Here is a 26,182-nt window from a genome sequence, read left to right as displayed (position 1 = left end):
ATACATCAATCACATTAATCAATCACACGCATTCTGAACTGCCGCCCTTTGATATTGGTGCGGCTGAGTCGGTCTATCGTCTTGATGGCAATATGCCGGTCAAGCGCGACATAGGTGACGAATTCAGAGACATTAATTTTACCGACCTGTTCTTTTTTTAATCCGAGATCAGCCGTCAGGGCACCAAGCAAATCACCGGGACGTAATTTATCTTTTTTGCCGCCCATGATGCAGGCGGTCATCATCGGTGCCTCCAGCGTCTGCTCAGGCGCTTCTTCTATCGTACTGAAATCTGCCCATTGCACAGGTTCCCCCTGATATTCCTCGATCAGGCGAACCCATTTTTTCTCATTGGACGTTGCCAGACTCAGAGCGAGGCCTTTCTCGCCCGCACGGCCAGTACGCCCAATCCGGTGAATATGCACTTCCGTATCTTTCGAGACGTCAACATTAATTACCGCGCCTAATGTCTGAATATCCAGACCACGGGCTGCCACATCCGTAGCAACTAACACGGAACAACTTTGGTTGGCAAAGCGGATAAGCACTTCGTCCCGGTCACGCTGCTCAAGATCACCGTGCAACGCCAGCGCGCTGATACCTTGTGCCTGCAATTCTTCGGTGAGTTCCCGGCAGTGAATTTTTGTATTGCAAAATGCGATCGTTGATACAGGCTGATAGTGATGCAACAGCCGCGCTACCGCCTGGTTGCGTGCCTCGGGGCTGACCAGATAAAACAACTGCTCTATATGATTCGCCGCATGCTGGGATTCCACCTTGATTTCTTCAGGATCGCGCAACAATTGCTCACTGGCTTTACGAATATTATCCGGGTAAGTGGCTGAAAACAGCAAAGTCTGGCGGCGTGGCGAACACGCGGCAACAATGTCGTAAATATCGTCATAAAAGCCCATATCTACCATGCGATCTGCTTCATCCAGTACCAGCGTCTGCACGGTATTGAGATTAATCGTGCCACGACTGATGTGATCAATCAAACGCCCCGGCGTGCCAACAACGATATGCGCCCCATGCTCCAGAGAAGCAATCTGCGGACGCATGGCAGTACCACCGCACAAGGTCAGAATTTTCACATTCTCAATGGCTCTGGCAAGACGACGCAATTCATTGGCAACCTGATCGGCCAGTTCCCGCGTCGGACAAATCACCAGCCCCTGTACCGCAAAATAAGTCGGATTCAGCTTGGCTAATATACCAAGACCAAATGCTGCAGTTTTACCACTGCCGGTCTTGGCTTGTGCAATCAGATCCCGCTGTTGCAGGACGATAGGCAAGCTGGCAGCCTGAATCGCCGTCATGGTGGTATATCCCAGACTCTCCAGATTGGAAAGAATGGCGGCAGATAAAGGAAGGGAACTGAACGCAGTAGGGTCGGACATGGGATTTTTCTTATTCGTTTCTGTAAAGCAGGTGAAAAAATGTGCCGTGAGCCGGATGGTGGCAAAAATCCGGCTTCGGTGTTGATGCATTTGATCCGGCATCTGATGATGCACATGAAAGACACCAAGAGCGAAGCGGATCACAACACAAACAACTCACGAATTGATGAATAACTCCATCAATGGCAGTAGCAATGCCCGTATTGTAGGTCATGCCGTCTGTTCTGACGGAATTGCTTTGACACTGAGCGCAGAGTATCGAATAAAACACGTCAGGAACTCTTTTTTTGTCATCGGAAAAGAAGAAGAAAACTGGTATTTGATGTACTTCGCTTAATACAAAGAGGGTTTAAAAAAAAGACACTTTCAGTAAACATTTCCCTGAAATCAACTATTTTAGAGAACAAGCGTATTTGTTCCGGTTAAAATTAATAGCAATATCATGATAAATTAACCATCAAATGCGTCTGTGATGGTCTTTTTTTGTGAAACACTCACTGGATATCTTTGTTGAACTTGTGCATACATTACAAAAATTCTTGCTAAGCTGGTCTAAGCCCAAAGTCTATACAAGACTTTTCATTCCGGCATCTGTGATGATCGTCCTTGTCGGCTGTATACGCTACAGCCTGATGATTGAGTCAGAAACCGGTGATGCCCGCCAGCGTGCCGGTACCGAATTACGTCAATTACAACACTTTCTGCCACCGGTGCTCAGTCGCTTGTCTGATCAGGCAGATGCCTCCCGCATACGTCAATTATTGCAACAGGAAGTCAGCAGCAGTCAGGAAATCGGCGAACTCAGCTGGCAGTACGGACAACAAATCATCCAGGCAACGGAACAGCATTTAAGCCCCAACGACGCACCCGAGTGGTTTATCCGACGCCTGCCCCTCACTGTGGAAATGGTGACACAACAAATTCCTCTCAGCAACGGCGAAACAGCCACCTTCCAACTACAGACGACCACCCGCCCTTCCAGTACCCGTATCTGGAACAAAGTCAAAACACAATTAAAAATATCATTGGGCTTGATCATCGCCGTGTATTTTTTTCTTGGATTGATTTTACATTCCACCGGACAAACCCTGCGCCGGCTGGCAAATGCCAGCAATCGATTTCGCCTCGGTGAACACTCAGTCCGGATGGAGGTCGTCGGCAACACCGAGGCTCGCGCGCTGGCCACTACCTTCAATAGCATGGCAGAAGAAGTTCAGACACATCTGGCATCGCTACAGCAGAGTCAAACAGAGCTGGCGACCGAGAAAGAAAGAGCGGAAACGACACTGAGTTCGATCGGTGATGCCGTGATCAGTACCGATCTGCATGGCCGCGTTCTGACACTGAATAAAGTTGCTCAAGAGCTAACCGGCTGGGACCGCCACGATGCTTACGATCAACCATTGCAACAGATTTTTTTCTTGCCCGACCCGGTACATTCCCATACTCTGCGACGCTTTGTAGAAGCGATTGATGAGAAAACGGACTTATTACAAGCCGATAACCAGCAAATACTGTCGCGCAGCGGCAAACCGATTGATGTCAACTACACTGCCACCGCAATACGTCAACAAAATGGTGACAGCACGGGCTGTGTCCTGATTTTTCGGGATGTCAGCGAAAAACGCTTGCTGCTCAGCCAGATTTCCTGGCAGGCGGTGCATGATGTACTCACCGGACTGGAAAACCGGACCGCACTGACGGATCGCTTTACGCTGGCGATTGAGCAGGCACAGTGCCAGGGCAATAGCTTTGCCGTTTGTTTACTGGATCTCGATCATTTTCATCAACTGAATGAAAAATACGGTCAGGAATTTTCCGACAAATTATTGCAGCAGGTCGCCAGACGACTGGAGAATAATGCAGGAGAAGGAAATGCCATCGCTCGTCTTGGCGGAGACGAATTTGTCGTGCTGATGCAAAATCAGACCGACAGTCAATCCGTCGAATATAACCTGAATAAACTATTGCAAGTGTTGGCACAACCATATGCAATAGAGCAACATACAATCCATATGACAGCCAGTATCGGCGTCGCCATGTACCCTCGTGACGACATCAATCCCGATACGCTGTTGCGCTGCGCTGATCAGGCGATGTATCAGGCCAAACTGAGTGGCAGGAATAAATATCACCTGTTTGACGCACAGCAGGATCAGGAAGTCAGAACCCACCATAACCAACGGGCGAATATCCGCCAAGCCCTGCGAAATGAAGAGTTTCGCCTGTATTTCCAGCCAAAAGTCGATATGCAGCAAGGCACTGTGATCGGCATGGAAGCACTGCTACGCTGGCAGCATCCGGAGAAAGGGATCGTCGGCCCGTTGTCTTTCCTTCCGTTAGTTGAACAAACAGATCTGATTATTGATATCGGCGACTGGGTTTTGCATCAGGCACTGGCGCAGTTGCGTTGCTGGGTGACGGCAGGAAAATCATGGATCGTCAGCGTCAATATCGCTGCACGTCACTTTCAGTCCAAGGATTTTTTGCCGCGCTTGCGCAGCATACTGGAACAATATCCGGAAGTACCGGCACAACTTCTGGAAATTGAAATTCTGGAGTCCGCTGCGATACAAGATATACAGTATGTCCGCGAAGTGATGCTGGCCTGCCAGCAGCTTGGTGTCAGGTTTGCCTTAGATGATTTTGGTACAGGTTATTCTTCGCTGTCCTATCTCAAACGTCTGCCTGCCAATATTTTAAAAATTGATCAGAGCTTTGTACGGGATATGCTGGATGATCAGGAAGATCTGGCGCTGATCAGTGCGATTATCAGTCTGTCTACCGCCTTTAGGCGTGAAGTGATCGCCGAAGGCGTGGAAACACATGCGCAAGGTGAAGCCCTGATACGACTGGGCTGCACGCTGGGGCAAGGCTATGGCATCGCACGTCCTATGCCTGCTGCGCAGGTCATGGAATGGGCTGGCAACTTTACAACTCCCAAGGAATGGCAGCAGACATAGTAGCGCCTGCTCACATTCACATTGTGAGATGCTTTAAGCCAAAACGCGGGCTGGCAAGACATGCGTCTAGTCAGGGGCGTTGTCCCTTTTACTTCAAGGTTCAGATGATCGTAATCGGATGTGCATCATGGATCGAGCACGCCTTGACTTTCGCACCGAAAAAATCAGCCTGTAACTGAAACGCACGCATAATCCGCTGCCTGCCCACTTCGTCATCAGGTAAAGCAAGCACGACCTGCAAGTATTGCTGCGCACTGGCAGATGTCGACTGAACCATGTTAGTGCTCACTTCCGAAAAAGCCTTTATTGCAGGCTGGGGTGCAGCTTGGGTACCTTGCTGAAGCTGCGGTTGTGGCGGAAGTGGTGGGAGAGTTTGCAGCGACGATGTATGCGCTTCACGCTGCTGCATTTGCTGTAACTCGTGCAAAATTTCTGCCTCAGTCACCCGAATTGCATCATGTGGTTCCTGCCATTTTTTGCCCTGCGTCGCGTTTGCAGCATGCACCGCAATCCCCCCGGTTATATCAAATTCTGTCGAAGAGGCGCGTTCATAATGAAAGGCTTCCCAGCCCGCCTGAGAGCGTTTGCGCTGCGCCACCAACGCCATAGCGGTCGCAGCAGCACCGCCGCTGGCAATCATCCCAACGGGCAGCATATCGGCCAGACTGACGGGGAGTGTTTCTTCTTGCAGTTGTGTCATAGGTGTTTCTTGATGAATGTAAGTGTCTGATATCTGGAAATAAGCTGCCGTAACAGCCGCTTGTCAGGCAATGCAGGTATCTGTCTTTCTGAAAAGAGTAAGCAAAAGTGAATATCTGGCAATCAATTGAAAATCACGGGTAAAATTCACCGTCATTTTATGTCGGCTGACTCCGCCCGGCGCTGGCCAGACCCGGATTTTTAATGCTGCCATGTTTATTGAGCAGGACTTACGCAAAACTGCCCCAGCGGCATGATGGCTCCTGATGGTACGAAACTCTGTACAAGCACAGAGTACAAACTACAGCCTTCGTCGTCATGGTGTAGCCAGGGTTTCAGGCAACATGTTGCCTGCTGGCGAAACGAACATCACTTGCCAGTGATGTATTCCAAAGAACAGGAAGTTTGTTTCGCCTTGCTGTGACAATTTTGCGTAAGTCCTATTTATTTTAGTTATTTAGTTTATTTACTCGAGGAAAACTCATGTCTATGAAGTATCGCGTTGTCTTAGGTAGTGCCGTCGCCTTATTGGCATTAAGTGGCTGTAATGAGAAAGAAACCACCCAACCGGCGCCAGCATCCGCACCCGTTGCCAGCGCACCAGCCATCAGTAAGGATGATGTTGCAGCGACAGTCAATGGTACGCCTATCAGCAAAAAACAACTCGATCAGATCATGTTACAGCAAGCCTCCCAGGGCATGCCGGATAATCCTGAAACCCGCAAGCTGGTGATCGATAATCTGGCCATGCAATTGCTGGTCGCGCAGGAAGCCGTCAGCAAAGGTCTGGATAAAACGCCTGAAGTCACTGAGCAGATAGAAATGACACGTCAGTCTATTCTGGCGAATGCATTTATCCGCGACTACACAAAGACTGCCAGCGTGACAGAGGAAGCGTTGAAAGCGGAATACGATAAATTCAAAGCGCAATCCGGCGGCAATCAGTTCAAAGCGCGCCATATTCTGGTGGAAAAAGAAGACGAAGCCAAAGAAATCATCGCCAAACTCAAAAAAGACGCAAAAGCCTTTGACGGACTGGCAAAATCCAAATCCAAAGATCCAGGCTCTAAAGGCAAGGGCGGCGATCTGGGCTGGTTTGATGCACGCAACATGGTGCCTGAGTTCAGTGCCGCAGTCGCAAAACTGGAAAAAGGGAAGTTCACAGAAGAGCCAGTTAAATCACAATTCGGCTATCACGTCATTATTCTCGATGATACCCGCCCTGTGACCGTACCGTCATTTGAAGAACTGAAACCAGGTCTGACGCAGCAATTACAACAGCAAAATCTGAAAAAATTGCTTGACGATATCAAGGCAAAAGCAAAAATCGATATCACACCAACGCCAGCACCTATCGCAGCTTCTGCACCTGCTGTCAGCGCAGCGCCAGCATCAGCCACAGCAACACCAGCGGCACCTGCTGACGCTGCAAAAAAATAACGCGATGTATTCAATACGATAGCGTTGCTTCGTACGCTTGCTCGATGAAAATGTCTGGATGATACTGCTTCATTGACACTGTTTTATTGAGCAAACGCGACCAGCAATCACAAAAGCGGCTTCCTGTAACAACAGGAGCCGCTTTTTCTTCTTTGATCGCCAGAATATTTGTTGCCATTTTTGCTCAATTCTGAGAATATTATTGCAAATAAAACAATAATAATTTGACGCGTCTGATTGCATTGATCAATCCCTGACAGGGCTAATTAATGCTAATCAATGCCGGACCGCATTTTCATCTGCACAACAAAAGAGGTCGTGATGCCCAGTAATCGCTTTCAGTTCAATGGTGCTGCTCTGGCACTTGATGCACGCCCGGACCGGCTTGATTTCCGGGATCGCACCTACGCGCCGCGGGTCTGCAATTTGCCGCCGAGCTTTCCTGAGTTCAGCCATTTCAAACGCATGTTGTCCGCTTATGTGAAAGCGGGTCTGGTGTTGAACCAAGGCTCAGAAGGCGCCTGTACAGGCTTTGGTCTGGCGGCTGTCATCAATTATCTGATGTGGCACAGAAATCCCGATATTCAGCAGGCAAGCCCGCGCATGCTATATCACCTGGCACAGTTTTACGATGAATGGGCTGGCGAAGATTATGTCGGCTCCAGTTGCCGTGGCGCGCTGAAAGGCTGGCACAAGCACGGCGTTTGCAGCCGGGAACTGTGGCCTTATACCGTCAGAAAAAATAATAGTGTTCCGGTATTTGAAAAACCTAAAAAGAACTGGGCCGAAGATGCGGCAACCAGACCATTAGGTACCTACTACCGCATCAACAAAGCGTCTGTCACAGACATGCAGGCAGCCATACTGGAAATCGGTGCGATTTATGTTTCTGGAAAAGTGCATGAGGGCTGGCAATTTGATACCAGTGCGCCCAAAAAACGCAGCACACTCAGCAACTATGACAACTTGCCTGTCATCACCTGGCATCCGGAAACCTCCGGTGGCCATGCGTTTGCGCTGATTGGTTATACCGATCAGGGTTTTATTGTGCAAAATTCCTGGGGCACTGGCTGGGGACATCAGGGCTTTGCCGTTCTGACCTATGAGGACTGGGTCGCCAATGGCAGCGACGCATGGACAGTATCGCTGGGTGTTCCTGTGCAACGTGGTGCGATCGCAGCGCAGCATCGCCCCTATCACGCATGTAATTTACAGCACCCCGGTCTGGAGCATATTTCGGTTGCTCCCGCGTATCGAGCCAGCGGCTCCCTGCTGGACGTAGCCAGAACAGATACCAGCCACCGCGCAGGATTACCAAAACTCACGACCGATCAGGCATATGGCTTCACCGTGATCATGGGCAATGACGGCGGTGTTATCCAGAGAATTGTAGAGGCAAGCGATGCCGTCGCCGCTGTCGATCATGTCGTGTTAGAGGCACCATTATACTGGCTACAGCATCAACCAACGTCAACGGTCCTGCGATTAGCCGTCTATGCGCACGGCGGCCTGAATTCGGAAGAAGATTCTTTGCGCCGTATTGCTGCGATGGCACCCTATTTTTTGGCAAACGGCATTTATCCGGTATTCATCACCTGGAGAACAGGCTTGCAGGAAACGCTGATTGATATGTTGGCTGACAAAATCAACGCTAGTTTTCCAGAGCAGGAACGCACCTGGAACGCTTTGACGCCATTGAAAAATGCTGCCGCTGAAGTCGCTGACCGCACCGTCGAATCTTTGGCAGAAAATCTGGGCGGCAAGGGGCAATGGATACAGATGAAACAAAATGCGGAGCAGGGCGCTGAGGATGGTACGCCTGCGCGTGGCTTGTTTATCCTGGCAGATCGGTTGGCTCAGCTACAAAAAACACTGGGGAAAAAGAAACTGGAATTACATCTGATCGGTCATTCTGCCGGATCAATTGTACAAGGCCATTTACTCCGCCTGCTAGGTACCAGACAACTGGCCGTTGCGTCCTGTAGTCTGTACGCGCCAGCATGTACGCTGGCGTTTGCAAACCAGACATATCGTCCTGCGATTGAAAGCAATCAGCTGCCACGAGACAAGTTCCACCTGCATATGATGTCCGATGCAAGGGAGCAGGAAGACAACGTGGCTGGCATTTATCATAAATCCTTACTGTATCTGGTTGCCCGTGCTTTCGAGACACAGCACAAAACACCGTTACTGGGCATGGCAGCCAGCCTCGATGCCGCCACTTACCGCCATATTGATACCAATGACGGCATGTGGAATCCAGCAACAATCAACACGCTGAACGATTGGAATACTTTTTACTGGAATGGTCATGCGCCACAAGGATTTTCAGCAACAGGAACAGGCCTGAATCCGGATCAGGCATCACGTCTGCATATCGTCAACGATAAAACCATGAATTGCGGTACGCGCCATATCCCAACGGCTCATGGGGCATTTGATAATGATGTTGCAACAATCTCGGCAACGTTGAGCAGAATTCTGGGCTTGCCTTCGTCGGATGCTTTACCGCAGCCCGTAATTGATCTGGATTACTGAATTTACTGCCCATCAGATTCAATACCATTCAATACCAGTCATTCACAGGTCAAAAAAAAGCCTCGCCGAATCAGGACCAGGCTTTTTTTTAACAGCGTGTGAAAATATTATTTTGCTTTTGGGCCTTTGCGATGTGGCTTTGCCTGATCGCGATCTGCACGGGGTGCACGTGCAGCGCCATCTTTCTTTGCATATCCTGCGGATTTTTCCATCACGCGACGATCACCGCCGGATTTTTTTGGCCCTGCCGGAAAATCCTGAGCAATTCCACCGCTGGTGGGCTGACCTATCGGACTGATTTTGATTTGCTTGCCCGCGACCCACACGCCTTTTAACTGCGTCAGCAACTCATTCGGCATACCGACAGGCAAATCCAGTGTGCTGTAATCATCAAAAATATCGATGCGTCCGATATATTTGGCTTCCATCCCTGCTTCATTGGCAATCGCACCAACGATATTGGCAGGCGTCACCGTATCAGCCTTGCCCACTTCGATGCGATAAGTTTGCATGGGCACATTGACTTTGGCTTTTGCCTTGTCTTTTTTCGGTTTGGCTGAACGCTCACCATCATCCGGCGCGCTGAATGCGCGATCAACCACCTGATTCAAGCGGCTACCGGGTGCGCTATCAGCGATGCGGGGAGTGCGTTCGCTACGTTCTGTCCGCGACTCTGAACGATCAACACGCGGTGTACGTGCCGGCGCAGAACTTGCCGCTCCTGCTTTCTCGGCACTGATACGCAATGACTGGCCTGCCACGCGCACGGATTTCAGATGATCAATCATCTCCGTCGGCAAATTGTCAGGCAAATCGAGGATGGTGTAATCATCATAAATGTCGATACGACCAATGAATTTTGATTCAATATTGGCTTCATTCGCAATCGCACCGACGATATTGCCCGGCTTGACGCCGTGCTCATGACCAACCGCAATCCGATACGTTTGCATACCTGGCTCCGACACGCGCGGGCTATGCTCACGACGTGGACCACGCTCTTCACGCTCAAATCTGTCGCCACGATCACCACGATCGCCGCGGTCACGCGATGGACGCTCGCTGCGTTCGCCGCGTGCAGAACGCTCATCGCGCCAGCTATCGTCGGTTTTCGTTTCACGGCGGTTTTTATCGAGCAGCAGAGGCTCATCGCCGCGCGCCATCTTGGCCAGCGCCGCAGCGATTTCCAGCGCCGGAATATTGTGTTCCTGTTCGTAAGATTCGATCAGCGAAGCAAATTCTTCGAGACCGCCTTCGGCCAGCGTAGTCGAAATCTGATCCTTGAAACGAGCGATACGCACGTTATTCACGGTTTGTATCGTCGGCAGCTCTAACGGCGAGACCGGCTGGCGGGTCGCGCGCTCGATCGCTTTCAACAGATTTTTTTCGCGCGGTGTGATGAACAGAATCGCTTCACCGCTGCGGCCGGCGCGGCCGGTGCGGCCGATACGATGGGTATAGCTTTCCGGATCGTACGGCACGTCGTAGTTAATCACGTGGCTGATACGTTCGACATCCAGACCGCGTGCGGCCACATCGGTGGCAACCAGGATATCGATCTTGCCGTCTTTCAGCTGCTGTATCGTGCGTTCGCGCTGCTGCTGGTTGATGTCGCCGTTGATCGCTGCGACTGAAAAGCCGCGCGCATCGAGCTTGGCAGCCAGTTCTTCGGTGCCGAGCTTGGTGCGGGCGAAAATGATCATGCCGTCGAAAGTCTCGGCTTCGAGAATGCGCGTCAACGCATCGAGCTTGTGCATGCCGGATACCAGCCAGTAACGCTGGCGGATATTGTCGGCGGTACCGGTTTTTGCTGCAATCGTGACTTCAGCAGGATTATCCAGATAAGTCTGGGCGATACGTTTGATGGCGGACGGCATGGTTGCCGAGAACAACGCGGTCTGGCGGCTTTCCGGCGTCTCTTGCAGGATGCGTTCGACATCGTCGATAAAGCCCATGCGCAGCATTTCGTCGGCTTCGTCGAGCACCAGCGTTTTAAGCGCAGATAAATCGAGCGAACCTTTATCGAGGTGATCGATCACCCGGCCCGGCGTGCCGACCACGACGTGCACGCCGCGGCGCAACGCCGACAATTGCGGGCCGTAGCTCTGGCCGCCGTAAATCGGCAGCACGTGAAAACCGGGGATATGCCGCGCGTAAGTCTGGAACGCTTCGGCAACCTGTATCGCCAGTTCGCGCGTCGGCGCCAGCACCAAGGCTTGCGGTGTAGTCTGGCGGATGTCGATGCGCGACAGGATTGGCAGCGCAAAGGATGCGGTTTTACCGGTACCGGTTTGCGCTTGTCCAAGCACGTCGCGGTTATCCAGCAGATAAGGGATAGTCGCCGCTTGAATCGGTGACGGCGTTTCGTAACCGACGTCTTGCAAGGCGCGCAATAAAGGCGCGCTCAGTTGCAGATCGGCGAAGGTGATAGGGGAGGTGTTTTCTGACATGGCGATGCTCGCTCGTTCGCTCGTATCGCAGGATGCGACAAGATTTGGGCTGTAGTTTACTCTCCTCGCATAAATTGCGGTAAAAATCCTTCATTTATGCACAATTTGCAAGCAAATAACAGCAAAGCGAGAAGAAATTCACCGACTACCGGATTTCGATGTCTGCAATTGCTGAAAATACGTGTTTTCCATTTTTTTTGTATTCGCTTTTCCCAGTTCTGCATTGAAACGTTTTTGCAGATCGAGTCCTCGCTCGTTTTTCTGAAAGCAAATGTGCATTGAGAAATTGGTCAACTCTTTTGAATGAAATACGATCTGCTCTTTTGCTGCCTGCAAACCTGGATCTGTAAGCAATAATTGACGCAACACTTCTTTACTGATCACAATCACGTCCACTCTGCCGGCGAGTAATTTACGGAGATTGCTGATGTCCGAAGGCGCAATATCGGTCGTCAGCACATGCGCTCTGACCAAGGCATCAAAATCCTCGCCGTTGACATATTCCTGTACGATACCTATTGTCGTACCTTGCAGATCAGGCAATTTTTTCCAATGTAAAGGCTTGTCTTTCAGGTATGCAAAACCGATGATGGTGTGACCAATGACACCGGAGAAGTAACAGGTTTTTTCACGCTCTTTGGTATAAAACGCCGGAAAATAACCTGCATAAGCCGGATCGCTCGCACCCACTTGCACAACGCGACTCCAAGGGGCGAAACGGATCTGCGTCTCTAAACCGGCCTGACTGGCAACTTGCTTGACAACCGAGGCAATGACTCCCTGCTCCGGCATATCTGATGCCACATTCGGCGCCCATTCCAGCGTGGTCAGTCGCATGATTTCGCCGCTGGCAACACTGCTCTGCATGCTTAGACAACATACGAAGAAGATCAGCAGTTTGCGCAAAAAAATGGGCATGTGAGTGTTGGACGATGAATAGCCAATATAGCCAATGAAAAACAACCGCAGGAAAATAAGTAATACGGTAACGCGGGAATGAACGCCTCTGCAATTAAGTGATTCAGCGCAGATATTTATTTCTGAGTTTGTCCGCTTTGCCAGAAATCAATACCTTTTCAAAGGCCAGTCGTAATTTCGCCACCAGAGCAGGATCACTTTGTTTATTCAGTGCAAAGTAATAACTGCGTTGGTTATCCAGTAACAGTACAGGTTCCAGCTCTTCTGGTTTATGGTCCTGGGATTTCGCCAAAAACGCAGCGCTCCAGTCTTGCGACACCAGCAGGTCAATCCGGCGCATCCACAGTTTTTTCATATTGGATTCGACTGTCGGTGCGTAATCGAATGCGCTCTCTGGCAAATTACTGGCTTTGACAAACTCTTTGCTGGAAGCCATTTCCCGCACCAGACCTACCCGATAATTGGCCACATCAGCGATAGTTTTGACCTGAACTTCTTTGCGGTCACGCAATTTATACAAAAAAATCTGCCGCGAACTGATCGGGCCTATCCATTCAAACAAGGCATCACGTTCTGGCAAACGCGTCATGGAGTAGATCAGTGTGTTGGCTTGGCTCAGTGAGGTCTGATAGGCACGCGCCCAAGGCAATATTTCAATGGAAGCCTTCATGTCTGCTGTCTGTAAAACAGCTTTCAGCAATTCTGTTGAATATCCTGTGATCACGCCATTTTCTTCGTAACTCAAAGGGGGCAGACTTTCTGTCACGACCTTCAGTTCCGTTGCAGACAGTGGCAGGCTCACCATCATGGCCATCGATACGCCAGTGACCAGACACATCAATTGACTAGTCAATTGATCAATATAGTGTTTGCAATAAGAGAAGGCAGCGCGGTTTATCATCCTTAAATTCTAACCGGAAAACAATGCCGGACAGCATGAAATGCCTGTTTCTGAACCACATCTGTCCGGTATAGTTGTTTTGCCGTATCACGCTATGTGTGCCAGCCAATATCAAGATGCATATCTGAACAAACAACACATTTGGAATGCGCACCCAGATTCGCATGAATAAGCCCTTGCGAACATTTCATGACGATCCTTTTCTTTATTGCATCTTTCTGCTGACAGAGCGCCGCTTATTTAAAATCCCCTGCAAAAACCCGGATCAATTTGCTGTAAAGAATATGGCGGTTCATTGCCTCACGGATCTGTGCGGAATTCAGTGCCATGATTTTTTTCTCCATGTCAGCACTAAACTGCATATTTCTTCCAAGATACAAATTTCTTGCCAAGGCAGATGCCAGACCCGCATCCTGACTACGTTCCAGTTGTAATTGCTGAATCATGCTTTTTTTACCGTCTTCTACCTCCGCTTTGGAAAAACCCTCTTTTAACGCCCGGGCAATTTCCTCGCGCATACCGGTTTCGAGCTTGACACGGTTTTCTGGCGCATAAATAGCAGCAACAGAAAAACTACCGACATCATCGAGCGAACCCGCACTGAAGTACGAACCTCCACCGTAGCTGACGCCATCTTTCTGACGTATGCGGTTCAAGATTCTTGAATTGGCGCTGCCACCCAATAAATAATTGCCAAGTTGCAATGCAGGATAATCCGGATGTTGGATACCCAGTGGCAAGTCCATCGCGCCAAAGAAAAATGCATTCGCTTTATCCGGCGTAATGAGCTTGAGTTCCTGAGCGACGGTCGCTGTATAGGACTGACGAAGACGATGAAAGCTGGTTTTCGCTTTCCAGTCACCAAACAAGCGTTGCAATTGGGTACGCAGGGCGACAGGATCAAACTCCCCAACCACCGCAAGTTGCGCCTGCGCATCATCGTTGATACCGTAAAAATCTGTCCAGAATGTCCGTACTTCTTCAAGATTGATGGTTGTTAACGCAGCAATTTGTTCGTCGATACTTTGATGATAACGAGGATCGTCTTTGGGCCAGATGTTGAGTAATTGCTGTGCTTTATCAATCGCCAGGGCCTGCGGTTCTTTACGCGACTCTTCCAGCTGCGCCAGTTGCCCATTGATGACCTGGCGGAACTCAGCCTCAGCAAAAGCAGGCTGACGCAGGGAATCCCGGACTAATTCCAGCACTGCCGGAAAATGATCGCGGATCGTTTCTACGGTCACCATCACACTGGACGCTGAACCGGCAATCAGTACCTTCGCCTTCAGTTTGTCGAGTTCTTCCGTCAATTGCTGATGCGTGAGTTTTTCTGTGCCACGATTCAACATCATCGCGGCCAGCTCACCTGCCACTGAACGACCTTTCAGACTTTGTTCATCGCCCAGATGCAGATTGAAATGCATGACCACAGTATTGCCACGCGTGGTTTTCGGCAGTAAAGCGTATTTCAGGCCATTTTCCAGCACACCGGTCTGGGTGCGTTGGTCGATATTGTCTGGTGAACTATCAAAATTTTCAGCTTGCGCCATCGCCGCGCCGGGCTTGAACTGACGCAACTCCTGTGCGACATTCGCCTTCGCCGGTGCTGGGACACGATCAGGTTTTTCTTCAGGAATAAAACTCCCGGAAGTACGATTGCTGGATTTTAACCAGGTGGTGGCAACGCGCTGAACATCGGCAACAGTGAGTGCCTTGACGCGATCACGAAACAGGAAAAACAAACGCCAGTCACCAGCAGCAACGCTGTCTGACAAGGCGACGGCCAGCTTTTCCGGATCATTGAAAATCTGTCCGATATCGGCATCCAGCCGGGATTGAGCGCGCAGAAGCTCTGCCTCTGTCACAGGATGGATGGTAAAACTCTCGATGGTTTCCAGCAGAATCTTCTTGGCGTCTGCAATATCCTGTCCATTACGCAGATTGGCACCCAGCAAAAGAAAGCCCGGCTCTTCAAGGCTTGCTGCCCACGGAAACACATCTACCGTTTTTTTCGTCTCGACCAATGCTTTATACAAACGACCATTCGGACTATCGCCCAGAATCAATGCCAGCGCTTCGGTCGCGGCATAATCAGCATGGGCAGCGGGAACAGTATGGTACAAGGCCGCAATCGCCTGCGTATCTCCCACGCGCCGGACCGTCACATCCCGCTCGCCATCTTGTGCGGGATCAAGCGTATATGTCGTTTCGATGACTCTTTTCGGCGCTGGAATGCGACCAAAGTGCTGGCTCACCTGTTGTAACACCGAAGCTGCATCAAACGCACCAGCGATGACTAAGGTGGCATTATCAGGCTGGTAATACTTACGCCAGAATGCCTGTAACCGTGGAATGCTGACGTTTTCAATATCGGTACGCGCACCGATGGTATCTTTACCGTAGTGATGCCATTGAAAAGCGCTCGACACCACTCTTTGCATCAGCATGCCGACTGAAGAGTTTTCATTCTTTTCCATTTCATTCCGCACCACGGAAAATTCCGTCTTCAGGTCATCACCGGAAATGCGCGAATTCACCATGCGATCGGCTTCCATCGCAATGGCCCATGCGAGGGTTTCTTGCTTCGCTGCAAAGGTTTCATAGTAATTGGTGCGATCCAACCAGGTGGTGCCATTAAAATTGACACCACGTTGCGACATTTCTTCCCACAAGCGTGGATGCGCCTTACTTCCCTTGAACATCAGGTGCTCAAGCAGATGTGCCATCCCGGTTTCGCCATAGTTTTCATGACGTGAACCAACACGGTAAGTGATGTTGACGGTTGTGGTCGGCTTGCTGGCATCTGGTACCAACAATACCCTCAGACCATTACGCAGGCGGTATTCGTCTATTCCCTCGACACTGCGTACAAACTGCATACCTGCGGGTAATTTGGCTGATGCGGCAGCGGTGACAGTGGCAACAGGCAAATTATCCGCCGCCATCACTATGCCCTGCGCGCCGCCCAGACAGGCAATCGCCACAGAAAAAGAGAGCACTCGACATTTAAAAGTGGAAATCATGGGTCACAAACCTTAAGCAGATGAATTCAGCGTACATTGCCAGCTAGCGAATGATAGTAGCAGAATCCAATCATGTAACGATGGCGTCCAGGACAACACCTTCAGCTGCAAAGCAGGAAGCATTCAGTATTTTTTGGAGTGGAGAAAAAAGAGAGACGAGCGGGAAACAACAAACAAGCAGGAAAATGGTGCGCCAGACACGAATCGAACGTGCGACCCCAGCCTTCGGAGGGCTGTACTCTATCCAACTGAGCTACTGGCGCATAGGGGTGACCAAGCTCGCTATTCTAACCTAAATTACCCCTTTGCTTGTGGGTCGCGCCAAGGATTTTGTCTCAGATTGGCTCAGATATTCCAACTACTTGCCTTGTACTCCGCTGTTTTCATTCCAAACAAGCTGCTTTCGCTCTATAATCCCAAGCTTTACCGCTTGCCTGTTTATTACGCAAGCCAGCAACCTGGATCTACTTAACATTTGTCACGAGGAAACCATGAGCGACGCGCACGACGAACACGAATCAGCGATTAAGACCCCTAAGCAACTCATTGTTGCTGTCATTGCCGGATTTTTGGTTCCCATCATTCTGATCGTTTTGCTGGTTCAGTTTGTATCCAATGACAAGAAAGTCGGCGCAGGCTCTGCAGCGCAAACCGCAGAAGCCACTGCCCAGCGTATCCGCCCGGTTGCTGATGAGGGGTTCACATTCAAGGACAACAGTGGTCCTAAGCAATTGCAGTCTGGCGAAGCTGTCTACAAGATGGTTTGTTCCGCATGCCATGATACTGGTGCTGCTGGCTCTCCAAAATTCGGCGATGCAGGTGCATGGGGTCCGCGTATTGCGCAAGGCTATGACAAAGTAGTTGCCAACGCGCTCGGTGGTTTGCGTGCTATGCCAGCCAAGGGTGGTAATCCTGATCTGGATGATATCGAAGTCGCGCGTGCCGTTGTACACATGGCCAACGCTGGCGGTGCTAAATTTAAAGAGCCAGAAGTCAAGGCTGCCGCAGCCTCTGCTGAAGCATCGGCAAAATAAACCTGTCAAAACAAACAAAAAGCCAGTCACATGACTGGCTTTTTTTATGCGCGCTTGAAAAATAGGATCAGATCACCGCTGGTTTGATGTGCATCAAAATAAATCATTATTTCAATCTGGGTAACAGTAAAAAACCGTACCAATGACGTATAAAAGAAAATTTTTGTGTTGCAAAAATGCTGTAACTCAAAAATTATGAAAATAATTTTTCGCACCAAATCGGTGCAACTCCCTTTGTAGTGATTAAAACTCGATTCAAAAATATCATTTTTCTTAAGAAAAATGATATTTTTGAAAATTGTTTTCTACAAATTTCCTTGCTTCATCATTGATCAGAAAAAAACTTTATTCTGTATTCTCACCGCATACAAGAATAAACATTCTCCCCGTCAAAATTCGTTGATCGATTGCACCAATTTATTGCAAAGCACAATAAAAGCACTGGTATTTTCACGCCCTTTTTTCGGCTTCAAAAAACCTGTTGTTTTTTTGTGATTTGAAAAATGGCGAGTATTGACACTCCCTCCGACTAAATGGTTCCATGCAGTATAAATATTTTTTGACAGAATAATTTACATAAATAAGTTAGAAATTTCGATCTTATTTACATAGATTTGCAATATACATACGCCAATAACAAATTTTCCTGTCAGAAATATTTGTAGATATGCCGATTATTGTCTGGATCACTTCACCCAATAGTCATCGCAAATTACTTGCTCACACGGCAAAACGAATTAATTATAAAAACGGAGGTTGTAAGTCATGGTTGAAAAAATATTGTCCCGATCAGTACGCCTGATGTTTGCGGGTACTGTTGCTATCAGTACCGGAGCCGTCGTTCAGACAGCTGTTGCACAAGAAGCACAGCGTGTTGAAATTACCGGCTCGTCGATCAAACGAGTCGACTCAGAAACAGCGTTACCAGTTCAAATCGTCACAAAAGCTGACATCGAACGGACTGGTGCGACTAGTACTCAAGAATTATTAACATCAATTTCTGCCTTATCAACTTCTGGTGCTACTTCGAATGCCAAAGGTGCAGGTACATCAACTGGTGGATTATCATCTGTATCTTTGCGTGGTTTAGGTGATGAGAGAACATTGATTCTGGTTAATGGCCGTCGTTTAGCTGCTTTTGCTGGCAGTGGCGGTGCGGCAGTCAATGTTAACGTTATACCTATCGCGGCAATTGAACGCATTGAAGTTTTGAAAGATGGCGCATCTGGTGTTTATGGCAGTGATGCAGTTGCTGGCGTTGTCAATTTTATCTTATCCAAAAAAGCAGACGGTATTAACCTATCCGCAGGTTATGGCTCACCAACCACCAGTGGCGGTGGGCAGAATCAAAAAGCATCCATTACCGGTGGTTTTGGCAATATTGAAACTGATGGATATAGCGTCGTATTATCCGGCACTTACGAAAAAGAAAAAATATTGTTTGGTCGCGACCGCTCTTATGCGTCGACATCAACTGTGCTTCCCTACTTTAATGGCACAGCAACGGGACTAGGCAACATTCAAGGCTCTTGGACACCAGGAGTGGGAGCTGATAAAGGTTTCAGCCAGGGTGGTAGTGGTTACGGTAATCCACTCGCAGCAAGTAATCAGTGTGATCTGATTAAGATGGCACGTTTAACTGGGTCGGCAAAAGGAGCACCATATTGCTACTACGATAGCGCACCAGATGTAGGCCTGATACCAGACCGTGAGTTAGCAAACTTTACCGGTAATTTTACTTTTAAAGTAAATTCAAATCATGAACTGTTTGCAGATGCATTGTATTCACAAAGTAAAGTAACGCAAACGTATCAACCATCTCCTGCTCGTGCAAGCTTCTTCTCAACAGATTCACAATTTGCAAAGCAAAATGTTGAAGCTGCACTGTTGCTATATCCAAATAACCCGGCATACCAAAATATTGCTGCGCCATTTTTAAAAAATAATGGGTTTGGCTCTTTAGTCAACGGGAATCCATTGTCAATTACATCGCGTGTATTTGATTTTGGACCACGTCAAAATGTCGATACAGCAACGCAATCTCGCATTGTCGTGGGCAGCAGAGGTACGATCGCCAATCAAGACTATGAAGTTGGTTTCAGCAGTAATGAATCAAAATTAACAAGCTCTGTAACCACAGGCTATTTCTCTCAGGTTGCTTACGCAAAAATCATTAACGATCCAAACAGCAATTGGAATCCATGGGCCGCAGGTGGCGTACAAACTGGTGCATTGGCAGGAAAAATTGCGACTGCAAAATTTAGCGGCGATTTCCTGAGTGCGACTTCCAAGAGCAACACGCTTGACGCTAAATTATCTGGCGATTTAATTAAGCTTGGAGATATACAAACTCAATACGCAGCAGGTATTCAATCACGTCGTGAAACATACACAACTGCACCAAGCGCAGCATATCAATCTGGAGATATCGCCGGTCTCGGTGGCCAACAAGTTCCAATTGACCGGAACAGAACCGTGAACTCTATGTTTGCAGAAGTCAATGTGCCGCTATTAAAAACCCTAGAGGGAACAGTTGCTGTGCGTAACGATCGTTACGATGACGTAGGTGCGTCCACTAACTACAAAGCAAATGCACGTTGGCAGCCAACTAAAGCCGTGTTGTTCCGAGCATCTGTAGGTACAGGCTTCCGTGCACCAACTCTTGTTGACTTATGGACACCACAAGTTTTGGGAACATCAGAGGCATTTAATGATCCTGCGACTAAACAAACTGGTTTGCAAGTCAGTCAGTTAAGCGGTGGTAATCCAAATTTAAAACCAGAGAAATCAAACCAATACTCTTTGGGTATGGTCTTGCAACCAACAAGCAATACGAGTGTCGGAATCGACTTTTTTAATATAAAAGTTAAAGATATTATTGCTACACCATCCGCACAAGAAGTAGTGTCTCGCTTCAGAGCTGGCGATCCTGCTTATGCTGGCTTAGTCACTTTGGCCGGAAATGACGTAACCTTGATTAAATCTGTCAATGCCAATACTGGTGAAGCAAACGTCAAAGGTGTTGATGTGTTTGCGACATGGCGTGACACCTTTAACTTTGGTCGTCTTGATGTATCTATCAACGGTACATACATGGACAAATACGATCAAACCAGCCCAGGTGGTGACTTGTCTCATAAAGTAGGGACTTTGGTCGATGGCGCTGGTAACCCTGTGATTGGCGCACAAAACGGCGGTGTTATTTTACGTTGGAAGCATCAATTAGCAGGCACCTGGACTGTTGGATCATGGGCAACAACGTTGATTCAAAATTTCAGAACAGGTTACGAAGTTGGTCATGACCTCAACGATAATCGCGTGTTTATTTCTAGTGAATCTATCTACGACGCAAACATCAGCTACAAAGGAATTAAAAACTTGGTACTGGGATTTGGCGTAAAAAATCTATTTGATAAACAACCAAACATTATCGGTACGGCTGTTACGAATCAATTCCAAGCGGGCTACGATGTATACCAATACGACCCCCGTGGTCGCTTCGTTTACGTTACGGCAAATTATCGCTTTAAGTAATATAGCAAGACTCAACTCTTAAATCTGATAGTACTAAAGCTACTCCACATCAGTTAAGATTTAATCGTCCTGCCAATGCAAATTGGCAGGATTTTTTATTTCCAGCATCGTAATGGTGTTTCATACGCAGCATTCATCCTCAGCTCTGATGCATGGGCAGCAGCGGAATCTTTATCACTCCTGGATAATGTGTTGAATCACCGATAGATACAGCTTCAATACCAGTTTCAGATAATACAACGGTGCTTTTGATTCGTTGATATTGTTGCGAATTCACACAATTTGAAAATAAATTTTCAAATAAAGAAGGAAAACTCTAAAGCGCAATTCTCCTTCTATTTATTTCTATGGTCATTTTTCACTCTCAACAAGATGAATTAGCCAAGGAAAACAGCATAAAACTTCGAAGAAAATTTCGTTACAAACTCTATTTTTCGATCATCATTAGTTGCTACTAATTTGTGCAAATAAATAGCTGCCATTTTAAAAAAATGTTTAATTTTTCATAGTAAATATATCTTCATTTACTTAAATTTCAGAACATAAATATCACTTGCCGCACAGAAAAAAACGCGTATATTTCTAGGCTTCATATCTCAATGCCACAGAGCAACTGAATCACATTCAGGATAATAGCGACCCCGTTTGCAGAGAATGAGCAGGTAAGCGAATCATTTTTCCCTCTCTTGTTTGGTGCAAAAATCAGGCATAGAAAATGCATACTTTATGAAAATAAATTTGCATAGAAATTTTTCGTCTTTTCAACCACTTTAAATCCAGTCACACACATGAATTTTTCAACAATGACAGTAAGTAAACGTCTTGGACTAGGCTTTGCTCTCGTGCTGACGCTTCTCATCGCCGTGGCAATCGTTGGTATTTTCAGGATGTCCCAAATCCAGGGGCGACTTGAAAAAATTGTCCATATCAGTAATGTCGAAACCCGGCTCGCCATCGATATGCGTGCAATCGTCTACGACCGCATGGTGTCGCTACGTAATCTGACCTTGCTCAACGATGCCGGCGATATGGAACCAGAACTCGCAAAAATTGCGGAGCAATCAAAAAAATATGCTGCGGCTGATGATGATCTGAACAAAATCGCCACTAGCGACGGCAATCTCAATGAAGAAAAGAAAACCTTGCTGGCCAAACTGAAAGAACAGGCCAATGCCGCAGCCAGTCTGCCAGCGAAAGCGCAAGAATTAGGCATGGCAAATGATGCTGAAGTTGCCACGATCACCTTGATTAAAAAACTGCGTCCGGTACAAAAAAAATGGCTCGATACCTTGGATGAATTAGTCGCTCTCGAAGACAAAAGCAATGCTGCCGTCGCAGAAGATGCCAGCGCCGCGTTTAAGGCTGCCACCGGCATGATGCTGATTCTGAGTGCGATTGCGCTTGGTACCGGAATTTATGCTGCATGGCTGATCAGCCGTAGTCTGTTACGCCAATTAGGTGGGGAACCCGATTACGCTGCCAGAATCGCCAGCCAGATTGCTGCCGGAGAACTGACAGCAGACATCAACCTCCGCCACGGCGATCAGCATAGTCTGATCGCTGAAATGAAAAACATGCGTGACAGTCTGGTCAACATCGTAACGCAGGTAAGAAATGGCACAGAAACCATCGCGACTGCGTCGAGCGAAATCGCGACAGGCAACCTTGACCTGTCTGCCCGCACGGAGCAGCAAGCAAGCTCGCTCGAAAAAACTACCTCGTCGATGAAAGAGCTGACCAGCACGGTAAAACAAAATGCCGACAATGCCCGTGAAGCCAATCAACTCGCCGCATCAGCATCCAGCGTTGCACGACAAGGCGGAGAAGTTGTGGCACAAGTGATTGATACGATGGGGTCCATCAATGAATCATCAAAGAAAATCGTTGATATCATCAGCGTCATTGATGGGATCGCTTTTCAGACCAATATTCTGGCACTGAACGCCGCAGTAGAAGCAGCCCGTGCCGGTGAACAGGGGCGAGGTTTTGCCGTAGTCGCAGCCGAAGTGCGCAATCTGGCACAACGCAGTGCAGCCGCAGCGAAAGAGATTAAAACACTGATTGATACCTCGGTCGAAAAAGTCGATATCGGTAGCAAACTTGTCGGTCAGGCGGGCATTACGATTGAGCAGGTTGTTACCAGCGTGAAGCATGTCACGGACATCATTGCCGAAATCAGTTCAGCCAGCCAGGAACAAAGCGCAGGAATAGAACAGGTGAATCACGCCATTATTGAAATGGATAGCGTCACCCAGCAAAATGCTGCGCTGGTTGAAGAAGCCGCCGCCGCCGCACAAAGTTTGCAGGATCAAGCGGCTGAACTCGCTAACGTGGTCAGTGTTTTCAAACTCAGCCATCAGGCAACGCCATTAGTAGCGGCAGTGTCTCATCTCACACCCAGCACACATAAGATAGTGAAGCGCGCAGAGCCATTACTGCATGTTGTCAAACCGACGGCACGTGTTGCTCCGCGCAAGCCTTTGCCCATCACTCAACCTGCCATCAAAAAAACAGCAGCGGCTGGCACCAAAGCCACCGATAGCACGGATGACTGGGAAGAGTTCTGATCATTGCCAAATATGATGACTCACATAAATACCAATAAAAAAGAAAGAAATACACCCATGAAATTACCCGTTACCCAACTTATTTCCAGTTTCTGTTTCGCTGTACTCAGCACTGCGGCATTGGCTGCAGAAGTCGCACCGGTGATGGATAGCAAATCCTGCGAACCGCCCAAATATCCGAAGGCAGCCCTGATGAATGAAGAAACAGGCACTGTGCATATGGGCTTCCTGATTTCTACGGAGGGTAAAGTCGTTGAATCACGGATCGATAAATCCAGCGGCTCCAAGAGTCTGGATAAAGCGGCGCTGAGTGCCCTGGGTTTATGTAAATTCAAGCCAGGAACGAAAGATGGCAAAGCCGAGCAATTATGGGCGAAAGTCGATTTCGTCTGGAAGCTGGAATAGTCTTTCTACGTCAGGCTCAATCCAGCAAAAAGGGAACACATCGTGTTCCCTTTTTTAATATTGCGATCAACACGCTAACCTACTGTCGTCATGTCGTCATGCCGTAATGCAGTACAACCACTCAACGCAGACCACGACGGATCAGTAAGGGTGTAATTTCAGGATCACGTCCACGGAACTGGCGGAACGACAACATAGGATCAACACTACCGCCACGAGACAATAATTGCTCACGGAACCAGTCACCATTCTTGCGTGTCAGTCCGCCGTGCTCTTTAAACCATTCAACAGATTCTGCATCCAGCACTTCACTCCATACATACGCATAATAACCAGCAGAATATCCGCCGCTGAATACATGCGAAAAATACGTCGTCCGATAACGCGGTGGAACAGCATCCATCTCCACGCCAGCTTCTTTCAATGCCGTCCGTTCAAACGCCAGAACATCTGTTGGAATCTGATCTGGCGTCAGTTGATGCCAGCGTTGATCCAGTAAGGCAGATGCCAGATAGGATGTCGTTGTGTAGCCCTGATTGCATTGTTGAATCTGACTCAGTTTTTCTACCAGCGCAGAAGGAATCACCTGACCGGTTTGATAATGCTTTGCATAGTGTTGCAAAACCTCTGGCCAGAGGGCCCACATTTCATTCACCTGAGAAGGATATTCTACGAAATCTCTTGGCACACTGGTACCTGAAAAACGTGGATAACGGACATTCGACAACATGCCATGCAGGGCATGTCCAAATTCATGGAACGCAGTTTTCACTTCGTCTACCGTCAGTAAGGTCGGCTGTCCTGCCGGAGGTTGTGGAATATTAAGATGGTTCGCAATCACCGGCAATTCATTCATCAGTCCGGATTGTGTGACATAGGCATTCATCCAGGCACCACCACGCTTGGTATCGCGCGCATACATGTCTGCAATAAACAATGCCAGCGGTTTTCCGTTAGCGTCCGATACCTCAAAAATCCTGACACTAGGGTGATACACAGGCAAATCTTTGCGCTCTTTAAATGTGACGCCATACAATTTAGTCGCTGCATAAAACACGCCATCTTCCAGCACGTGGCGCAGTTCAAAATAAGGACGCAACTGTGCATCATCAAATGCGTATTTCTCTTTGCGTACCTGTTCTGAATAGTACGGCCAATCCCAGGCTGCCAGTGGAAAGTGACTGGAACTGGCATCAATCAATTTCTGTAATTCGGCAGCTTCACGTTTAGCATTCGCCACTGCTGCCGGCGCTAAACCTGCCAGCATCTTGTTAACGGCCGTCGTCGTTTTGGCAGTCTCATCATCCAGGCGATAGGCCGCATGATTCGGGTAGCCGAGCAACTGCGCCCGCTCAGCGCGCAAACGTGCAAGTCGCAGCACAATATCGCGGTTATCAAATTCGCCGCCATGGTTACCCCGGGCAACTGCCAGTTCATGCAGACGCTGGCGTACTGCACGATGCGTCAATACGGCCTGATACGCTTGTCCCGTGGTATTGACCAAAGGAATTACAAATTTCCCTTCGAGTCCACGCGCTTTGGCTGCAGCGGCTGCCGTGTCAATTTCTGCATCCGTCAATCCACTCAGATCAGCGCGCTGATCCACGATCAATGCCGCTGCATTGGTTTCTTTTAAACCATTCTGATTAAACCGGTTTGCCAAACTTGCCAGCTCCGCATTCATGCTGCGAAGTGTATTTTTATCGGCCGCACTCAATTGTGCGCCAGCACGAATGAAGTCGGTATGGTAGCGCTCAAGCAGTCGCAAGGATTCAGGATCAAGCGATAAACTGGCACGCTGCCGGAACACCGTATCCACACGTTGAAACAAAGAAGCGTTCAAAAAAATCTGATCCTGATGCGCTGACATTTGGGGCGCCAGATCGCGCGCCAATGTCTCCATGACAGGGTTCGTGTTGGTGGCATTCTGGTTAAAAAACACAGCGCTCACGCGTGCCAACAAACGTCCTGAGCGCTCCATCGCGACAATCGTATTGTCAAATGTCGGCGCTGCGGCGCTGTCTGCAATCGCATTGATTTCGGCAAGATGCTGCTCCATCGCCAACTGGAATGCAGGGGCATAATGTTCGTTACGGATTTTGTCAAAAGCGGGCAAGCCAAATGCCAGAGTAGACGGCGATAATAAAGGATTGGTGGCGACGGCGGCTTCAATGGTGGCGACGGTTGCATTGCCAGAAGGTGGAAGTGATTCTGCTGCCAGGCTGGCTTGAATTACCAGCGTTGAACACAGCAGCATGAGCGTGGATTTGGTCATGGTGAATGATGAAAATAAATAGAGTGAAAGAGCAG

15 protein-coding genes and 1 tRNA gene are annotated in these 26,182 nt (G+C 48.6%); 7 read left to right on the top strand and 9 right to left on the bottom strand.

Annotated elements, in window-relative coordinates; translation table 11 throughout:
• Nucleotides 1-14 precede the first annotated feature (14 nt).
• The gene (gene dbpA, locus ACO0LB_RS03335) at nt 15-1,400 is read right to left on the bottom strand and encodes an ATP-dependent RNA helicase DbpA (RefSeq protein WP_423046462.1); all 1,386 of its coding nucleotides are present in this window, start codon (nt 1,398-1,400) and stop codon (nt 15-17) included.
• A 596-nt stretch (nt 1,401-1,996) separates the two neighbouring features.
• On the opposite strand from dbpA, the gene ACO0LB_RS03330 reads away from it, so the two are divergent.
• A complete protein-coding gene (locus ACO0LB_RS03330; RefSeq protein WP_423046460.1) occupies nt 1,997-4,363 on the top strand; it encodes an EAL domain-containing protein in 2,367 nt (788 codons plus the stop codon).
• A 100-nt stretch (nt 4,364-4,463) separates the two neighbouring features.
• On the opposite strand, the gene ACO0LB_RS03325 is transcribed toward ACO0LB_RS03330, so the two are convergent.
• A complete protein-coding gene (locus tag ACO0LB_RS03325) occupies nt 4,464-5,063 on the bottom strand; it encodes a hypothetical protein (protein WP_423046458.1) in 600 nt (199 codons plus the stop codon).
• Between the two features lie 482 nt (nt 5,064-5,545).
• On the opposite strand from ACO0LB_RS03325, the gene ACO0LB_RS03320 reads away from it, so the two are divergent.
• Nucleotides 5,546-6,502, top strand: coding sequence for a peptidylprolyl isomerase (locus tag ACO0LB_RS03320; protein WP_423046456.1), 957 nt, complete (start codon nt 5,546-5,548; stop codon nt 6,500-6,502).
• Nucleotides 6,503-6,512: 10 nt separating this feature from the next.
• Here the strand turns inward: ACO0LB_RS03320 and ACO0LB_RS03315 are convergent, their stop codons facing one another.
• Nucleotides 6,513-6,680, bottom strand: coding sequence for a hypothetical protein (locus tag ACO0LB_RS03315; protein WP_423046455.1), 168 nt, complete (start codon nt 6,678-6,680; stop codon nt 6,513-6,515).
• A 143-nt stretch (nt 6,681-6,823) separates the two neighbouring features.
• On the opposite strand from ACO0LB_RS03315, the gene ACO0LB_RS03310 reads away from it, so the two are divergent.
• Nucleotides 6,824-9,040: a C1 family peptidase gene (locus tag ACO0LB_RS03310; protein WP_423046453.1), complete on the top strand. Its 2,217-nt coding sequence runs from the start codon at nt 6,824-6,826 to the stop codon at nt 9,038-9,040.
• Between the two features lie 107 nt (nt 9,041-9,147).
• On the opposite strand, the gene ACO0LB_RS03305 is transcribed toward ACO0LB_RS03310, so the two are convergent.
• From ACO0LB_RS03305 to ACO0LB_RS03285, 5 genes are all read right to left on the bottom strand, one after another.
• Nucleotides 9,148-11,490: a DEAD/DEAH box helicase gene (locus ACO0LB_RS03305; protein WP_423046451.1), complete on the bottom strand. Its 2,343-nt coding sequence runs from the start codon at nt 11,488-11,490 to the stop codon at nt 9,148-9,150.
• A 138-nt stretch (nt 11,491-11,628) separates the two neighbouring features.
• Entirely contained in the window at nt 11,629-12,357 is a 729-nt protein-coding gene (locus ACO0LB_RS03300; RefSeq protein WP_423046449.1) for a substrate-binding periplasmic protein, read from the bottom strand.
• Nucleotides 12,358-12,511: 154 nt separating this feature from the next.
• Entirely contained in the window at nt 12,512-13,309 is a 798-nt protein-coding gene (locus tag ACO0LB_RS03295; protein ID WP_423046447.1) for a substrate-binding periplasmic protein, read from the bottom strand.
• A gap of 236 nt (nt 13,310-13,545) precedes the next feature.
• Nucleotides 13,546-16,332 (bottom strand): M16 family metallopeptidase, encoded by a 2,787-nt coding sequence (locus ACO0LB_RS03290; protein WP_423046445.1) that lies wholly within the window; start codon nt 16,330-16,332, stop codon nt 13,546-13,548.
• A 186-nt stretch (nt 16,333-16,518) separates the two neighbouring features.
• Nucleotides 16,519-16,595 (bottom strand) — tRNA-Arg (locus ACO0LB_RS03285).
• A 228-nt stretch (nt 16,596-16,823) separates the two neighbouring features.
• Between ACO0LB_RS03285 and ACO0LB_RS03280 the strand changes: the two genes are divergently transcribed.
• From ACO0LB_RS03280 to ACO0LB_RS03265, 4 genes are all read left to right on the top strand, one after another.
• Nucleotides 16,824-17,366 carry a c-type cytochrome gene (locus ACO0LB_RS03280; RefSeq protein ID WP_423046443.1) on the top strand — a complete coding sequence of 181 codons (543 nt, stop codon included), beginning with the start codon at nt 16,824-16,826 and terminating at the stop codon, nt 17,364-17,366.
• A 765-nt stretch (nt 17,367-18,131) separates the two neighbouring features.
• The gene (locus tag ACO0LB_RS03275) at nt 18,132-20,900 is read left to right on the top strand and encodes a TonB-dependent receptor (RefSeq protein ID WP_423046441.1); all 2,769 of its coding nucleotides are present in this window, start codon (nt 18,132-18,134) and stop codon (nt 20,898-20,900) included.
• An 803-nt stretch (nt 20,901-21,703) separates the two neighbouring features.
• The gene (locus ACO0LB_RS03270) at nt 21,704-23,467 is read left to right on the top strand and encodes a methyl-accepting chemotaxis protein (protein WP_423046439.1); all 1,764 of its coding nucleotides are present in this window, start codon (nt 21,704-21,706) and stop codon (nt 23,465-23,467) included.
• 57 nt (nt 23,468-23,524) lie between these two features.
• Entirely contained in the window at nt 23,525-23,872 is a 348-nt protein-coding gene (locus ACO0LB_RS03265; RefSeq protein WP_423046437.1) for an energy transducer TonB, read from the top strand.
• 121 nt (nt 23,873-23,993) lie between these two features.
• Here ACO0LB_RS03265 and ACO0LB_RS03260 read toward each other — a convergent pair whose 3' ends face one another.
• Nucleotides 23,994-26,147: a M3 family metallopeptidase gene (locus tag ACO0LB_RS03260; RefSeq protein WP_423046435.1), complete on the bottom strand. Its 2,154-nt coding sequence runs from the start codon at nt 26,145-26,147 to the stop codon at nt 23,994-23,996.
• Nucleotides 26,148-26,182: the final 35 nt, after the last annotated feature.

The organism is Undibacterium sp. SXout7W, from assembly GCF_049339385.1.
Lineage (GTDB): Bacteria > Pseudomonadota > Gammaproteobacteria > Burkholderiales > Burkholderiaceae_D > Undibacterium.
This window is presented reverse-complemented; position numbering and strand designations above follow the sequence as displayed.

Bases quoted from the DNA above. Each gene is read 5' to 3' on its own strand.
- dbpA (WP_423046462.1), bottom strand. From the start codon at position 1,400: ATGTCCGACCCTACTGCGTTCAGTTCCCTTCCTTTATCTGCCGCCATT.
- ACO0LB_RS03330 (WP_423046460.1), top strand. From the start codon at position 1,997: ATGATCGTCCTTGTCGGCTGTATACGCTACAGCCTGATGATTGAGTCA.
- ACO0LB_RS03325 (WP_423046458.1), bottom strand. From the start codon at position 5,063: ATGACACAACTGCAAGAAGAAACACTCCCCGTCAGTCTGGCCGATATG.
- ACO0LB_RS03320 (WP_423046456.1), top strand. From the start codon at position 5,546: ATGTCTATGAAGTATCGCGTTGTCTTAGGTAGTGCCGTCGCCTTATTG.
- ACO0LB_RS03315 (WP_423046455.1), bottom strand. From the start codon at position 6,680: ATGGCAACAAATATTCTGGCGATCAAAGAAGAAAAAGCGGCTCCTGTT.
- ACO0LB_RS03310 (WP_423046453.1), top strand. From the start codon at position 6,824: ATGCCCAGTAATCGCTTTCAGTTCAATGGTGCTGCTCTGGCACTTGAT.
- ACO0LB_RS03305 (WP_423046451.1), bottom strand. From the start codon at position 11,490: ATGTCAGAAAACACCTCCCCTATCACCTTCGCCGATCTGCAACTGAGC.
- ACO0LB_RS03300 (WP_423046449.1), bottom strand. From the start codon at position 12,357: ATGCAGAGCAGTGTTGCCAGCGGCGAAATCATGCGACTGACCACGCTG.
- ACO0LB_RS03295 (WP_423046447.1), bottom strand. From the start codon at position 13,309: ATGATAAACCGCGCTGCCTTCTCTTATTGCAAACACTATATTGATCAA.
- ACO0LB_RS03290 (WP_423046445.1), bottom strand. From the start codon at position 16,332: ATGATTTCCACTTTTAAATGTCGAGTGCTCTCTTTTTCTGTGGCGATT.
- ACO0LB_RS03280 (WP_423046443.1), top strand. From the start codon at position 16,824: ATGAGCGACGCGCACGACGAACACGAATCAGCGATTAAGACCCCTAAG.
- ACO0LB_RS03275 (WP_423046441.1), top strand. From the start codon at position 18,132: ATGGTTGAAAAAATATTGTCCCGATCAGTACGCCTGATGTTTGCGGGT.
- ACO0LB_RS03270 (WP_423046439.1), top strand. From the start codon at position 21,704: ATGACAGTAAGTAAACGTCTTGGACTAGGCTTTGCTCTCGTGCTGACG.
- ACO0LB_RS03265 (WP_423046437.1), top strand. From the start codon at position 23,525: ATGAAATTACCCGTTACCCAACTTATTTCCAGTTTCTGTTTCGCTGTA.
- ACO0LB_RS03260 (WP_423046435.1), bottom strand. From the start codon at position 26,147: ATGACCAAATCCACGCTCATGCTGCTGTGTTCAACGCTGGTAATTCAA.